The organism is Duganella sp. P38, from assembly GCF_050859475.1.
Lineage (GTDB): Bacteria > Pseudomonadota > Gammaproteobacteria > Burkholderiales > Burkholderiaceae_D > Rugamonas.
The window spans coordinates 1,437,062-1,450,629 of record NZ_CP193936.1; the positions used below are offsets into that span (position 1 = coordinate 1,437,062).

The following is a 13,568-nucleotide window of genomic DNA, read 5'->3' on the forward strand; positions in this document are numbered from 1 at the left end:
ATGTCGGCTGCCCTCGAACAATTCCTGGCGCGCGCCGAGGCGCTGCTGGCGCGCGTGGAAGCGATCCTGCCGCCGGCCGCGCCGCAGCCGGAGTGGGAGCGCGGCCACGCGTTCCGCTGGCGCCAGCGCACCAACGGCCCGAGCTATTTGCAGGCGGTGGCGCATGTGTCCAACATCGCGCTGGACGATTTGCAGCACATCGGCCCGCAGAAAGAACAGATCGAGCAGAACACGCGCCAGTTCGTCGCCGGCAAGCCGGCCAACAACGTGCTGCTGACCGGCGCGCGCGGCACCGGCAAGTCGTCGCTGATCAAGGCCTGCCTGAACCAGTTCGCCAAGGATGGCCTGCGCCTGATCGAGGTCGACAAGGCCGACCTGGCCGAGCTGCCCGATATCGTCGACCTGGTCGCCGGGCGGCCGGAGCGCTTCATCATCTTCTGCGACGACCTGTCGTTTGAAGAGGGCGAAAGCGGCTACAAGGCGCTGAAGGTGGCGCTGGACGGCAGCATCTCGGCGCAGTCCGACAATGTGCTGATCTACGCCACCTCGAACCGCCGCCACCTGCTGCCGGAGCGCATGTCCGACAACATGAGCTACAAGCACGACGAAAACGGCGACCTGCATCCGGGCGAGACGGTGGAGGAAAAGATTTCGCTGTCCGAGCGCTTCGGCCTGTGGCTGACGTTCTATCCTTTCCGCCAGGACGATTACCTGACCATTGTGGCGCACTGGCTGTCGTCGCTGGGCTGCAGCGAGGCGCAGATCGAGGCGGCGCGCGGCGATGCCTTGCGCTGGGCCTTGCAGCGCGGCTCGCGTTCGGGCCGCGTGGCGTGGCAGTTCGCCAAGGATTACGCGGGGAAGCTGGCATGACGCACAAGCCTGTTGATGTGGCCGTCGGCATTCTGATCAAGCCGAACGGCGATGTGCTGCTGGGCCAGCGCCCGGCCGGCAAGCCGTATGACGGTTACTGGGAATTCCCGGGCGGGAAGGTCGATCCGGGCGAGACTGTTCTGCAAGCGCTGCAGCGCGAGTTCGTCGAGGAGCTGGGGCTGACCATCCACAGCGCGGAGGAGTGGTGCGGCGTCGAGTATGTTTATCCGCACGCGCATGTGCGCTTGCATTTCTTTATTAGCCGCGACTGGTCGGGCGAGCCGCAAAGCCTGGAAGGGCAGGCGTTCGCGTGGCAGGGGACGGTGGGCGTGGAGCCGCTGTTGCCGGCCACGATACCCTTGCTGGAGTGGCTGGAGCAGGTGCGCTACTGACCGGCGTCGTTGCCGCGCAGGCGGCAACCCATGCTGGGCAAGCGTTCCATGGGTCCCCGCCTGCGCGGGGACGACGGTGCTTACTCCTCGTCGTTGGGATCTTTCGGCGGGGCGGCGGCGATGGCGTACTTTTCCTCGGCCCAGGCGCCGAGATCGATTTTCTTGCAGCGTTCCGAGCAGAACGGGCGATACTTGTTTTCCGGCTTCCACTCCACTTTCGCGGAGCAGGTCGGGCATTCAACTACGGTGACCATTTCAACCTTTAGAAGTTACACAGCGTAAGCTCGAATGGTACATCATCTTCCAGCGGCTTGGGTTTCAGGTCGCCGCCCTGCGAGGTAAAGCGCACCCACAGCATGTACTTGTTGGCGGATATCTCCGGAATCGCCCCCTGCGATGCATCGAGCGTCAGCCGCAGCATCTGGTACACCTTGCCCTGCAACATCTGCTGGTAGCTGCCGGCCACCGCGATCATCTTGACCGGACCGCCGGAATCGCGCAGCAGGCGCAGCACCAGCGCCAGCGCATCGAACAGCGGCGCCAGCGGCGTGAACCAGTTGATGATGTCGTTGAAGCGCGCCTCGGCCGGGCGCTGCTGCCAGGCGTAATACGAGGGCAGGTCGAACTCGCAGGCGCCGCCGGGAATGATGGTGCGGCCGCGGATGCTCATCAGCCATTCGTTTTCGCGCACGTTCTGGCCGGTCTTGCCCTGGGCGGCCACCAGCGCGCTGCTGACGCTGTCCACTTCGGCCAGGATGGCGTCCAGCATCTGCGCTTCGACGTTGGGATTCATGCGGTAGCCCAGCAGCGTTTGGCGCTGGCGCTCCAGTTCCTGCAAAAGATCGGATTTGAGGTCGGCGCGGCCGGCCACTTCCAGCATGTCGAAGATGGTGGCCAGCGCAACGTGGTGCTGCATCGGATGTTCTTGATGCACAAAGAACTTGAATTTCTCGTACAAATCCTCCAGGCGCAACAACGTGCGGATGCGCTCGTTGAAAGGATATTCGTAGACGATCAAAATAACATCCCTCTATAGATGGATATGCAGCAATTAATTCTCGTGATTTTGAAGCAAGCCAAGCAAAATTACAAACGTTTGCGCAGGCATTATTGCCCTAATCCGCGAAATTACCAGCGAATTTGCAGATAAAGCGCGTGCAAGCGCTCGACTTGGGCCTCCAATTCAGCGATTCCTGCATTATTGACAATAACATCGTCCGCCGCCGCCAGCCTCTGCTGGCGGCTCGCTTGCGCGGCCATGATGGCGCGGACCTGCGCTTCCGGCAAATTGTTACGCGCCATCACGCGGGCAATTTGCACCTCCTCGTCACAGTCTACCGCCAGCACGCGGCTGACCCGCGCACGCCACGTAGCCGATTCGACCAGCAGCGGCACCGCGTAGATCACATAGCTGCCGCTGGCGGCGGCGGCTTCGGCCAGCGCGGCGTCGCGGATGCGCGGATGCAAAATCGCTTCCAGCCGCGCCTTGGCGCCGGCGTCGTTGAACACCAGCGCGCGCATGCGGGCGCGGTCCATGGCGCCGCTGGCGTCCGCAAATTCCGGGCCGAATCCGGCCACGATGGCTGGCATCGCCGCGCCGTTGGGCGCGGTCATGCCGTGGGCGATGAGGTCGGTATCGATGATGCTGGCGCCGCGCGCGGCAAACATCTCGGCCACCGTGCTCTTGCCGCTGCCGATGCCGCCCGTCAGGCCGATGGCGAAGGGCGGCCTGCTCATCGCTGGCCCAGGCTCATGGTCAGGCCCAGCAGCGGGCCGCCGTACAGCATGGCGATCAGGCCGGCGGCGGCCGGGTAGGGGCCGAACGGAATCGGCTGGTTGCGCGCGCGCCTGGCAAACACGATCAGGCCGATGCCGACCAGCGCGCCCACCAGCGACGACAGCAGGATGATGGCCGGCAGCATGGTCCAGCCCATCCACGCGCCGAGGCCGGCCAGCAGCTTGAAGTCGCCATAGCCCATGCCCTCCTTGCCGGTAGCCAGCTTGAACAGCCAGTACACCGACCACAGCGCCAGATAGCCGGCCGCCGCGCCCAGCACCGCGTCCTGCAGCGGCACGAAGGTGCCGTTGAGGTTGACCAGCAGGCCGGCCCAGATCAGCGGATAGGTCAGGTCGTCCGGCAGCAGCTGGGTGTCGGCGTCGATGAAGGTCATGGCGATCAGCGAGTACAGGAAGAACAGCGCCGCCAGCCCGGCGTAGCCGCTGCCGAAGCGCCACACCACCAGCGCCGACAGCGCGCCGGTGAGCAGCTCCACCAGCGGGTAGCGCGCTGAAATCTTCGCCTTGCAATTGCTGCACTTGCCGCGCAGCGCGAGGCCAGCTGAACACCGGGATGTTTTCGACGGCGCTGATCTGGTGCCGGCAATGCGGACAGGCCGAGCGCGGCGCCATCAGGTTGTAGCGGTCGCTGTGCGGCAGCGGCTGGCCGGATTCCTCGGCCACGTAGTTGTCGGACTCGCGCTGCATCATGATCGGCAGGCGGTGGATCACCACGTTGAGGAAGCTGCCGAACAGCAGGCCGAAGAGGCCGGCAATGAGGCTGATGGCGAGGTCGCCGGCGGGGGCGAACAGCAGGGTGGTTTGCAACATGGTAGGCGGGGCGGGAATAGTCACGGGGCCATATTAAAGCATTACAACAATGTTGCGCTGGCTTTTTCGGCCGGCGCTCCCTCGTCTGAGGGATAGTAAAAGCATTGGAACAATGGCAAGGTGTCAGGTCTGTCTTTCCGCTCGGAGCACTCCTTGTCGTCGTTTTTCCAGACACCGTTATTTTTGCTGCTCGGGCTGTTACTGGCATGCCTGGCCTGCGTCGTGGCCGTGCTGCGCCTGCGCCGGCTACGGCGCGGCTATGAAGACCGCTTGCGCCAGCTGGCCGAGCGCGAGCGCGTTGCCACCAGTCTGCACGACACGCTGCTGCAAAGCATGCAGGGCATGATCTTGCGCTTCCAGGGCGTGGCCCACCGGCTCGGCGACGCCAGCGCGGAGCGCGCCACCATCGAACACATCCTCGACCAGGCCGACGACGTGCTGGCCGAAGGCCGCCACCAGATCCTGGCGCTGCGCATGCCGGTGATGTATGCGGACAACCTGAGCCAGGCGTTCGCCGCCGCCGGCCAGTCCTTGCAGGAGAATTTCGACACGCCATTCCGCATGAGCGTCAGCGGCGACCCGGCCGCGGTCGATCCGGACTGCGGCGAGCTGATTTACGCCATCGGCCGCGAGCTGCTGTACAACACCTTCCAGCACGCGCAGGCCGGCGCCGTCGAGCTGGCGCTGGTGTACGGCTGCGAGTTCCTGACGCTGTGCGTGCGCGACGACGGCAGGCAGGTGGCGCAGCCGCCGCGCAACCTGGCCTGCATGCGCGAGCGCGCCGCGCGCATCGGCGGCGACATCGACCTGCTCAACGTGCCGGGGCGCGGCACCGAAGTGCTGTTCAGGGTGCCGGGCGAAATCTGCTACCAGACGCCGCGCGACACCAGCTGGCGCCACCGGCTGGCCGCATGGCTGACGCGCGCCCTAAACCACCGAACCGAGCTTGAAGATCGGCAGGTACATCGCCACCACCAGCCCGCCGATCAGCACGCCGAGGATGACCATGATGGCCGGCTCCATCAGCGCCGACAGCGAGGCCACCGCTTCGTCCACCTCGTCTTCGTAGAAATCGGCCACCTTGCCCAGCATGGCGTCCAGCGAGCCCGATTCTTCGCCGATCGACACCATCTGCGTCACCATATTGGGGAACACGTCGGCGTTCTGCATCGCCACCGTCAGGCTGGTGCCGGTGCTCACTTCGGTCTGGATGCGGCGCGTGGCGTCGAGGTAGACGGCGTTGCCGGCGGCGCCGCCCACCGAGTCGAGCGACTCCACCAGCGGCACGCCGGCGGCGAACATGGTCGACAGCGTGCGGGTCCAGCGGGCGATCGTGGCTTTGCGGATGACCTCGCCGAACACGGGCAGGCGCAGCAGCAGCTTGTCCATGAAGCGCTGCATTTGCAGCGAGCGCTGCCAGGCGCGGAAGAAAAAGTAGATGCCCGCGCCCAGCCCGCCGAAGATCACATACCACCACTGCACGAAGAATTCCGACAGCGCCATCACGAACAGCGTCGGCGCCGGCAGGTTGGCGCCGAAGCTGGAAAACACTTCCTTGAACGCCGGCACCACCCAGATCATGATGACGGCGGTGACGATGAACGCCACCGCCAGGATCGACACCGGGTAGGTCAGCGCCGACTTGATCTTGGCCTTCATGGCCTGGGTTTTTTCCTTGTAGATCGCCAGCCGCGTCAGCAGGTCTTCCAGAATGCCGGCCTGCTCGCCGGCGCCCACCAGGTTGCAGAACAGCGGATCGAAGTACAGCGGGAATTTGCGGAACGCCTGGTTCAGGCTGGTGCCGGTCTCGATGTCGGCGCGCAGCTCCATCACCAGCTTGGACACCGACGGATTGGCGTGGCCCTTGCCGACGATGTCGAACGATTGCAGCAGCGGCACGCCGGCCTTCATCATCGTCGCCAGCTGGCGCGTGAACAGCGTGATGTCCTTGTCGGTGACGCGCTTGCCCGAGCGGTAGGCCTTTTTCCTGACCTTGGTGACCAGGATGCCCTGGCGGCGCAGCGTGACATTGACCACCGCCTCGCCGCCGGCGCGCAGCTCGCCGCGCACGGTCTTGCCGGTCTTGTCCTTGCCCTCCCAGGCGAACACCGATTCCTTGACCTGGTTGCCCGCGTTGCGCGATATCGCCATGTTCGCCGTCCTATTCGTTGGTGCAGCCCAGCACTTCTTCCAGGCTGGTCAGGCCCGCCTTGACTTTGACCAGTCCGGACTTGCGCAGCGACTTCACGCCTTCCGCCTCGGACTGGGCGGCGATCTGCATCGAATTGCCATGCGCCAGGATCAGCGCCTCGATCGCCGGCGTGATCGGCATGATCTGGTAGATGCCGACCCTGCCCTTGTAGCCGCCGCCGTTGCAGCGCTCGCAGCCGACCGGGCCGTAGGGGCGCCAGGAGCCGTCGACTTCGTCCGCGCTGAAGCCGGCCTTGAGCAGCAGCTCAGGCGCGATGTCGACCGGCTGCTTGCAGCTGCATAGCCGCCGCGCCAGCCGCTGCGCCGTGATCAGGATCACCGACGAGGCGATGTTGAACGGCGCCACGCCCATGTTCATCAGCCGCGTCAGCGTGGACGGCGCGTCGTTGGTGTGCAGCGTGGAAAACACCAGGTGGCCGGTCTGCGCGGCCTTGATGGCGATGTCGGCCGTTTCGAGGTCGCGGATCTCGCCGACCATGATGATGTCCGGGTCCTGGCGCAGGAAGGACTTGAGCGCCACCGGGAAGGTCAGGCCGGCCTTGTCGTTGACGTTGACCTGGTTGACGCCGGGCAGGTTGATCTCGGCCGGGTCTTCGGCGGTGGAGATGTTGATGCCCGGCTTGTTGAGGATGTTGAGGCAGGTGTACAGCGACACCGTCTTGCCCGAGCCGGTCGGCCCGGTCACCAGCACCATGCCGTAGGGACGGGCGATGGCGTCCAGCAGCAGCGCCTGCTGCTCGGGCTCGTAGCCGAGCGAGTCGATGCCCATCTGCGCCTGCGTGGCGTCGAGTATCCGCATCACGGTCTTCTCGCCGAACAGCGTCGGCAGCGTCGAGATGCGCAGGTCGATGGTCTTGGTCGGCGAGACGATCAGGCGCATGCGGCCGTCCTGCGGCACGCGCTTTTCCGAGATGTCCAGCTTGGCCAGCACCTTGATGCGCGAGACCAGTTTTTCCTTGATCGAGATCGGCGGCTGCGCATGTTCGATCAGCACGCCGTCGACGCGGAAGCGGATGCGGTAGAACTTTTCGAAGGGCTCGAAGTGCAGGTCGGAGGCGCCGAGGGTGACGGCGTCTATCAGCATCTTGTTGAGGAAGCGCACCACCGGCGCGTCCTCGACTTCGTTGGCGGCGGCGTCGGCCGGCGCCGCCGCCGGCGCCTCGTCTTCGGCGAACTGGATCTCGCCTTCCTCGCCGGCCAGGTCGGCGATGCTTTGCTCGCTGCTCTTGTTGAGCCGGGCCAGCAGTTGCAGCAGCGCGTCGTGCGACACAATGACCGGCTCGACCGTGGATTCGGTCTGGAACTTGATCTGGTCCAGCGCCTGCGTATTGGTCGGGTCGGAAATGGCGACCGCCATCCGGTTGCCGCGCCTGGAGAGCGCGACCACGCGCTGGCTCTGCATCAGCTTGTTGTCGATGATCTTGGGCGGCAAGGCCTCGATGTTGAGCGTGCCGACGTCCATCAGGGGATAGGCGAAGGTTTCAGCGCAGAAGGCGGCCAGCGCCGCGGATTCGATCGCGCCGCTGCCCAGCAGCACATCGATGAAAGGCAGTTTTTCCAGCAGCGACTTCTTTTGCAGCGCCTCGGCCTGCACGGCGCTCAGGCGCCCGCCTTGCATCAACGCCCGAGCCAGCCCCGGCATCGGCGCGCCTGAGACTGCGTTCGGTAGGGCTGCGGCCATAGAAAGCGTCGGATCAGGTTGGAGGAGGGCTGTTCAGTAAATGATGCTCTCCGGCATTACTTTTGTAAAGCCGTCACCAACAGTGTACTCCGCTCCGTCGTCCGCGCCCACGCGTTTGCCGGCTTTTACAACGCCTCCTTGTTGCCGGCGCGCCGCAGTTTGACCACTTTGATCGCCTGGTCGTGCACCTGCACCACTTCCACGATGCACTGGCCGACCTTGATGCTGATCGGCGCGTCAGGGATTTCCTGCAACAGTTCCAGCAGCATGCCGTTCAGCGTTTTCGGGCCGTCCAGCGGGAAGTGCAGGTCGAGGCGCTTGTTGACGTCGCGCAGCGGCGTGGTGCCGTCGAGCAGGCATTCGCCGTTGGCGTCCCAGCCGAAGCTTTCAGCCTTGGAGGCGCCCGGCGTGGAGGTGGTGAATTCGCCGATCATCTCTTCGATGATGTCGTCCAGCGTGACCAGGCCCTGCACCTCGCCGTACTCGTCGACGATGATGCCGAGGCGTTCCTTGTTTTCCTGGAAGTATTGCAATTGCGTGAACAAGCGCGTGTCTTGCGGGATGAAATACGGGGTGGTCAGCAGTTCGCGGAAGTGCGCCGTGGTCAGTTCCTCTTCCTGGTTCAGCAGGGCGACCGCCTTGCGCACGTGCAGGATGCCGACGATGCGGTTGATCTCACCTTCGTAGACGGGCAGCTTGTTGTGGTAGCAGGTGGTCAGCTCGCGCTTGATTTCGTCGACCGGCAGTTCCAGGTTCAGCGCCTCGATCTGCGAGCGCGGCGTCATGATGTCTTCGACCGAGATGGTTTCCAGGTCGAACAGGTTGAGCAGGATGCTCTTGTGCTTTTGCGGAATGAAGTTGCCGCCCTCCAGCACGATCGAGCGCAGCTCTTCCGGCGACAGGCGCGGATCGTGGCGGTGCGAGCCGGCCGTGATGCCGAACACTTTCAGCAGTTGCGAGACGAACAGGTTAACGAACCAGATCATCGGCTTGGACACCGCCATCAGCGGCTTCAGCACCATGCTGGTCGGCAGCGCGATTTTTCCGGGAAGGTGGCGCCGATGACCTTGGGCGAAATTTCCGCGAACACGATTAGCAGGAAGGCCACCGCGCCGGTGGAGACGGTGATGACGTTGTCGTCGTGGCCGAAGGACTGGATGGCGATCGACGTCACCAGCGCGGTGGCGGCGGCGTTGAACAGGGTGTTGGCGATCAGCACCAGCGACAGCAGCTTGTCGGTGCGGTCGAGCAGCCACAGCGTGGTGATCGCCTTGCGGCTGCCGCGCTTGGCCTCATGGCGCAGGCGATACTTGTTGGCCGCCATCAGGGCGGTCTCGGCCATCGCGAAGAAGGCGGAACACAGGATCAGGACGAAGAGTGCAAGAAATTGCACCCAAAGGGGAACGGTATCCAAGGGGAAATGGCAGACCGGTCAGGCGCCAGCAGAATGCGATAGCGCAAATTCTAAGCCAATGATACGTTGTGTGCAACTCCGGGCGCGGCGCTGGCGTTTGTCTAGAACAGTTCGTCGAGTTGTTCGAAGAATGCGCGCTTGGCGGCGGCGTCGCTGCGCAGCAGCCGGGCGGCGGCGGCGGCGGACACCTCCTCGCGCAGGTTGCGGTGGGCGAAAGCGATGTCGAGCCAGCGGTCGGCCTTGCCGCCGCGGCCAAGGTCGATGAAGTGCAGCTCGTTGTTGTGGACGAAGATGTTGCTGTCGCCGAGGTCGCCGTGCGAGAAGACCAGTTCTTCGTCGGGGATGGTGGCATGCAGCCGGTCCAACAGGTCTTGCGGCGTATGCAGGCCGGGCCAGGGGGAGAGGTCGTAGTCTTCGTCGATCAGGCCGCGGCTGACCAGGAACGCCAGTTCGCGCAGGCGCACGGCGGCGCTGGAATCGAACGGGCAGCCGCTGATGTCGATGGCTTGCAGCTGCCGCAGCGCCTCCTGAAACACGGCCAGCGCGCGATCCTCGTCTTCCAGAAGCGCGGCTAGCGGAACACCGGGTACCGCGCGGGTGATCATGTACTCCTGCTGCGCATCCTGCGCGGTGAGCACCACTTCAGGCACATTCACTTTACCGGACAGCCATTGCAACACTGCCGCCTCGCGCAGCACGCTGTAGGTGGTGCTGGCGTAGACCGCCGGAGACGTCTTCAGAAAATACAGTTCGCTTGCGCGTTGGAAGCTGTGCACCTGGCACGGCGATTCGCCGATCTCATCGCGGTGCAGGACGGCATCGCCAATAAAGCGTTTGATGGTTGCGGACATAAGCTCAGTATCGGAACAGAAGAGGAAGGGCAGGCCGGAAGTCGTGCACCATGCCGCGCGCCTCCTCGTCAAAACTGATCTCCAGCAGATGCTCGGCGCCCTGGGCAAACCCGATGCCGCTGGCGATGGCGGCCGCCGACAGCGCGCCGGCAGAAGGCTGCGTGCAGCGCACCGCGGTAATGCGCGCGATGCCGGCTGCGTGGATGGGTGGTGGCGGCAAGGGCCTGCCACCGGCGAGACAAAACCACATCGGTTCCGCAAGCGGTGCTTCGCTGGCGATACCGATGCTCATGCCCTGTGGCAGATAGCCCGGCTTGTAATCGAAGACCGGAAATGCGCCGCCCGCGTCGTGGAAGCAGATGCCGAACGGCGAGGCATCGCTGCCGATGGTCAGCCGCTCGCTTAACATTGTCGGTGCGGTCAGCGGACTGGTAACTTCCGTTTCATCTGCAATCCATAGCAATTCAAGAAAAGCGTTGGCGAAGAAGAAGCGGCGGTTGGCCGTGCCCTGGCCCGGATGCGCGTTGCCGCTGCCTTCGGTCAGGCCGAAGGCGCGCAGCGCTGCGGCTTCCGGCGCGCCGGCGGTGGCGCGAATGAAGATGTGATCTATTTGCATAGGACCAGCGCGTGGGCGGCGATCGGCGCGCCGTTTTCCTCGCGCGCCTCCAGCGCCTGCGTGGCCAGCACGGTGAAGCCGGTATCGGCAGCCAGGCGTTGCAGGTAGCCCAGCGTGTGGGCGTAACGGTTGGATGGGCGCAGCACATAGTCAGCGCCATCGCCTGCTTCAACCGAGAAGCAGAAACGCCCGCCAGGACGCAGCGCCGCATGCACCGCGCGGAACACCGGCGCGAGATCGCCGATGTAGACGAAAACGTCGGCGGCCACCGCAAGGTCGAAGGCGGCGTCGCTGCCATCCAGATAGGTCAGCAAGTCGGCGCACGCCAGTTCGTCGTACAGGCCACGTTCGGCCGCCTTGTCCAGCATCTGCTGCGACAGATCGACGCCGTGCAGCTTGCGCGAATAGGCGCGCAGGTAAGGACCGCACAAGCCGGTGCCGCAGCCCAGGTCAACCGTCGTCAGCTCGAGCGCTGGCGCCACGTGGCGCAGCAGCGCATCCAGCACGGCGGGCGTTTTATAGCCCAGCACTTCGGTCAGATGCTGGTCGAAGTGGTTGGCGTATTGATCGAACAGCGAACGCACGTAATCGTTTGGTAGCGCGGCGGGCGTGTCGCCCTCGCCGACGGAAGCCAGTGCGAAAGCGATGGTTTCGGGATTGTCGCCATGCGCCAGCGCCGCGCGGTAGGCGGCAATCGCATCCTCGCGCCGTTCCAGCGAGCGCAGGGCGTTGCCGCGCTGGTAGTGCGCCAGCGCGTAATCCGGTTTGTGCTTCAAGGCCTGATCGTAGCTGTCCAGCGCCGCAGCGAATTCGCCTAGACGGTGCAGCGTAGCGCCTTGCGCGCTGTAGGCCTCCGCCCAGTCGGGACGCAGGTGGATGGCGCGGTCGAAACTCTCCACCGCTTCCGGCAGATAGCGCAGGCAATGCAGCGCATGGCCGCGCGCCAGCCAGGCGTCGGCATAACGGTCCTTGATGTTGAGCGCATCCTCGGCGGCCCCCAGCGCATCCAGATAGCGGCCCTGATCCTGCAACACGATGGCGCGGTTGCAGTGGGCCTCGGCATATTGCGGCTGAATCGCCAGCGCGCGCTGATAGCTGTCCAGCGCTTCATTTGGCCGTCCGAGCCGGCGCAGCGCGTTGCCGCGGTTGCTCCACGCCAGCGCATAGGAAGGAGTGAGCGCCAGCGCCCGTTCATGGCTGGCCAGTGCCTCATCGGCACGGCCGCTATCGAGCAGCGCCACGCCGAGGTTGCAATGCGCAGCAGCCTGGGCGTCGTCGACTGCGATGGCGCGCGAGATCAGGTCAATGGCGGCAGCGCTATCGCCCTGCTGGCGGGCGATCACGCCCAGCAGGTGCAGCGCGTCGAAGGAGCGCGGGTCGAGTTCGAGAACTTGCCGGTACAGCGCCTGCGCCGGTTGCAGCCGCCCCTGCTGATGCAGTTCGACGGCTTGTTGGAGTAAGGATGCGGACAGGGATACAGTCATGGTGTCCGCATCTTATCATCTCAGCTTCCCCGGTAAGTCGAATAGGCCCACGGCGACACCACCAGCGGCACGTGGTAGTTCTGGTCGGCGTGGGCGACGCCGAAGGCCAGCGTCACTTCATCGATAAAACGCGGCTCCGGCAGGGCCGTGCCCTGCGCCGCGAAATAGTCGCCGGCGCTGAAGACCAGTTCATATCTGCCCTGTTTCAGTGCGTCGCCTTCCAGCAGCGGTGCGGAACAGCGGCCGTCCGCGTTCGTCACATCCGTCTTCAGCAACTGCCGCCCTTGCGGCGATACCGCGTACAAGGCCAGCTTGACGCCGGCGCCCGGCTTGCCCAGGGTGATGTCGAGAACGTGCGTGCTGAGTTTTCCCATGGTTGGTCCTATATTTGCTTGTCACAGGTATCTATTGTGTAAATCATATACTGCCACGGATCTGGGCATATATGATTACGGTTATATTCCCCATAGACTCGCCACCGCCATGAGCACTTACGCCAACTACCCCCGCGACATGATCGGCTACGGCCGGGTGCCGCCGCATGCGCGCTGGCCCGGCCAGGCCCGCATCGCCCTGCAGTTCGTGCTGAATTACGAGGAGGGCGGCGAGAACAGCGTGCTGCATGGCGACGCCGGTTCCGAGACCTTCCTGTCCGAGATTATCGGCGCCGCTTCGTTCAGCAACCGCCACATGAGCATGGAGTCGTTGTACGAATACGGTTCGCGCGCGGGCCTGTGGCGGCTGTTGCGCATGTTCGAGGAGCGCAAGCTGCCGCTGACGGTGTTCGGCGTGTCGATGGCGCTGAAGCGCCATCCTGAGGCGGTGGCGGCGTTCCAGCAGCTGGGCCACGAGATCGCCTGCCACGGCCTGCGCTGGATCAGTTACCAGAACATCGACGAGGCGACCGAGCGCGCCCACATGAAGGAAGCGGTGGACATCATCCGCGAGCTGACCGGCAGCGCGCCGCAGGGCTGGTATACCGGCCGCGATTCGCCGCAGACGCGCCGGCTGGTGATGGAGCACGGCGGCTTCCGCTACGACGCCGATCATTACGGCGACGACCTGCCATTCTGGCAAACGGTGGACTACACTGATAGCAGCGGCCACGCGGCCAGCGCGCCGCAGTTGATCGTGCCGTACACGCTGGACACCAACGATATGCGCTTCGCCGCCGCGCAGGGTTTCAACTCGGGCACGCAGTTCTTCGATTATCTGAAGGATGCGTTTGACGTGCTGTACGCGGAGGGCGATCCGGACGGCTTGAATCAGCCGAAGATGCTGTCTATCGGCCTGCATTGCCGCATCGTCGGCCGGCCCGCACGCGCGGCTGCGCTGGCGCGTTTCCTCGACTACGTGCAGCGCCACGACAAGGTGTGGATTGCGCGCCGCATCGATATCGCCGAACACTGGCGCCAGGTTCACCCATTTGCGAAATGAGATTG

General features: G+C 64.6%; 12 protein-coding genes and 3 pseudogenes. 4 read left to right on the top strand and 11 right to left on the bottom strand.

Annotated elements, in window-relative coordinates; genetic code table 11:
• Together ACRQ5J_RS06610 and mutT are read left to right on the top strand one after the other, a co-directional pair.
• A complete protein-coding gene (locus ACRQ5J_RS06610; protein ID WP_432381981.1) occupies window positions 1-870 on the top strand; it encodes an ATP-binding protein in 870 nt (289 codons plus the stop codon).
• Window positions 867-1,262, top strand: coding sequence for an 8-oxo-dGTP diphosphatase MutT (gene mutT, locus ACRQ5J_RS06615; protein WP_432381983.1), 396 nt, complete (start codon window positions 867-869; stop codon window positions 1,260-1,262). Before ACRQ5J_RS06610 ends, mutT begins: the two co-directional genes overlap by 4 nt.
• An 80-nt stretch (window positions 1,263-1,342) precedes the next feature.
• Here mutT and ACRQ5J_RS06620 read toward each other — a convergent pair whose 3' ends face one another.
• From ACRQ5J_RS06620 to ACRQ5J_RS06635, 4 genes and pseudogenes are all read right to left on the bottom strand, one after another.
• Window positions 1,343-1,516, bottom strand: coding sequence for a DNA gyrase inhibitor YacG (locus ACRQ5J_RS06620; protein WP_432381985.1), 174 nt, complete (start codon window positions 1,514-1,516; stop codon window positions 1,343-1,345).
• An 8-nt stretch (window positions 1,517-1,524) separates the two neighbouring features.
• A complete protein-coding gene (gene zapD, locus ACRQ5J_RS06625) occupies window positions 1,525-2,280 on the bottom strand; it encodes a cell division protein ZapD (protein WP_432381987.1) in 756 nt (251 codons plus the stop codon).
• 110 nt (window positions 2,281-2,390) lie between these two features.
• On the bottom strand, window positions 2,391-2,999 hold the full coding sequence (coaE, locus tag ACRQ5J_RS06630; RefSeq protein WP_432381989.1) for a dephospho-CoA kinase: 609 nt from the start codon (window positions 2,997-2,999) through the stop codon (window positions 2,391-2,393).
• Window positions 2,996-3,869 (bottom strand): annotated as a pseudogene (locus ACRQ5J_RS06635) (prepilin peptidase). The gene coaE and the pseudogene ACRQ5J_RS06635 overlap by 4 nt, the downstream one beginning before the upstream one ends.
• A gap of 342 nt (window positions 3,870-4,211) precedes the next feature.
• Here ACRQ5J_RS06635 and ACRQ5J_RS06640 point away from each other — a divergent pair.
• A pseudogene (locus ACRQ5J_RS06640) lies at window positions 4,212-4,289 on the top strand (hypothetical protein); the annotation flags it as partial.
• A 507-nt stretch (window positions 4,290-4,796) separates the two neighbouring features.
• On the opposite strand, the gene ACRQ5J_RS06645 reads toward ACRQ5J_RS06640, so the two are convergent.
• The 7 genes and pseudogenes from ACRQ5J_RS06645 to uraH all read right to left on the bottom strand — a co-directional run bounded on the left by ACRQ5J_RS06645 (window position 4,797) and on the right by uraH (window position 12,500).
• Complete coding sequence (locus tag ACRQ5J_RS06645; protein WP_432381991.1) at window positions 4,797-6,020, bottom strand: type II secretion system F family protein; 1,224 nt, start codon at window positions 6,018-6,020, stop codon at window positions 4,797-4,799.
• A gap of 10 nt (window positions 6,021-6,030) precedes the next feature.
• The gene (gene pilB, locus ACRQ5J_RS06650; protein WP_432381993.1) at window positions 6,031-7,722 is read right to left on the bottom strand and encodes a type IV-A pilus assembly ATPase PilB; all 1,692 of its coding nucleotides are present in this window, start codon (window positions 7,720-7,722) and stop codon (window positions 6,031-6,033) included.
• A 164-nt stretch (window positions 7,723-7,886) separates the two neighbouring features.
• Window positions 7,887-9,175 (bottom strand): annotated as a pseudogene (locus ACRQ5J_RS06655) (HlyC/CorC family transporter).
• A 101-nt stretch (window positions 9,176-9,276) separates the two neighbouring features.
• A complete protein-coding gene (locus tag ACRQ5J_RS06660) occupies window positions 9,277-10,026 on the bottom strand; it encodes an APH(3') family aminoglycoside O-phosphotransferase (RefSeq protein WP_432381995.1) in 750 nt (249 codons plus the stop codon).
• A 4-nt stretch (window positions 10,027-10,030) separates the two neighbouring features.
• Window positions 10,031-10,642 carry a VOC family protein gene (locus tag ACRQ5J_RS06665; RefSeq protein ID WP_432381997.1) on the bottom strand — a complete coding sequence of 204 codons (612 nt, stop codon included), beginning with the start codon at window positions 10,640-10,642 and terminating at the stop codon, window positions 10,031-10,033.
• Window positions 10,633-12,126, bottom strand: a complete 1,494-nt coding sequence (locus ACRQ5J_RS06670) for a tetratricopeptide repeat protein (protein ID WP_432381999.1) — start codon at window positions 12,124-12,126, stop codon at window positions 10,633-10,635. Before ACRQ5J_RS06670 ends, ACRQ5J_RS06665 begins: the two co-directional genes overlap by 10 nt.
• 20 nt (window positions 12,127-12,146) lie before the next feature.
• Window positions 12,147-12,500: a hydroxyisourate hydrolase gene (gene uraH, locus ACRQ5J_RS06675; RefSeq protein WP_432382001.1), complete on the bottom strand. Its 354-nt coding sequence runs from the start codon at window positions 12,498-12,500 to the stop codon at window positions 12,147-12,149.
• 109 nt (window positions 12,501-12,609) lie between these two features.
• Here uraH and puuE point away from each other — a divergent pair, with 109 nt between their 5' ends.
• Window positions 12,610-13,563, top strand: coding sequence for an allantoinase PuuE (gene puuE, locus ACRQ5J_RS06680; protein ID WP_432382003.1), 954 nt, complete (start codon window positions 12,610-12,612; stop codon window positions 13,561-13,563).
• Window positions 13,564-13,568 lie beyond the last annotated feature (5 nt).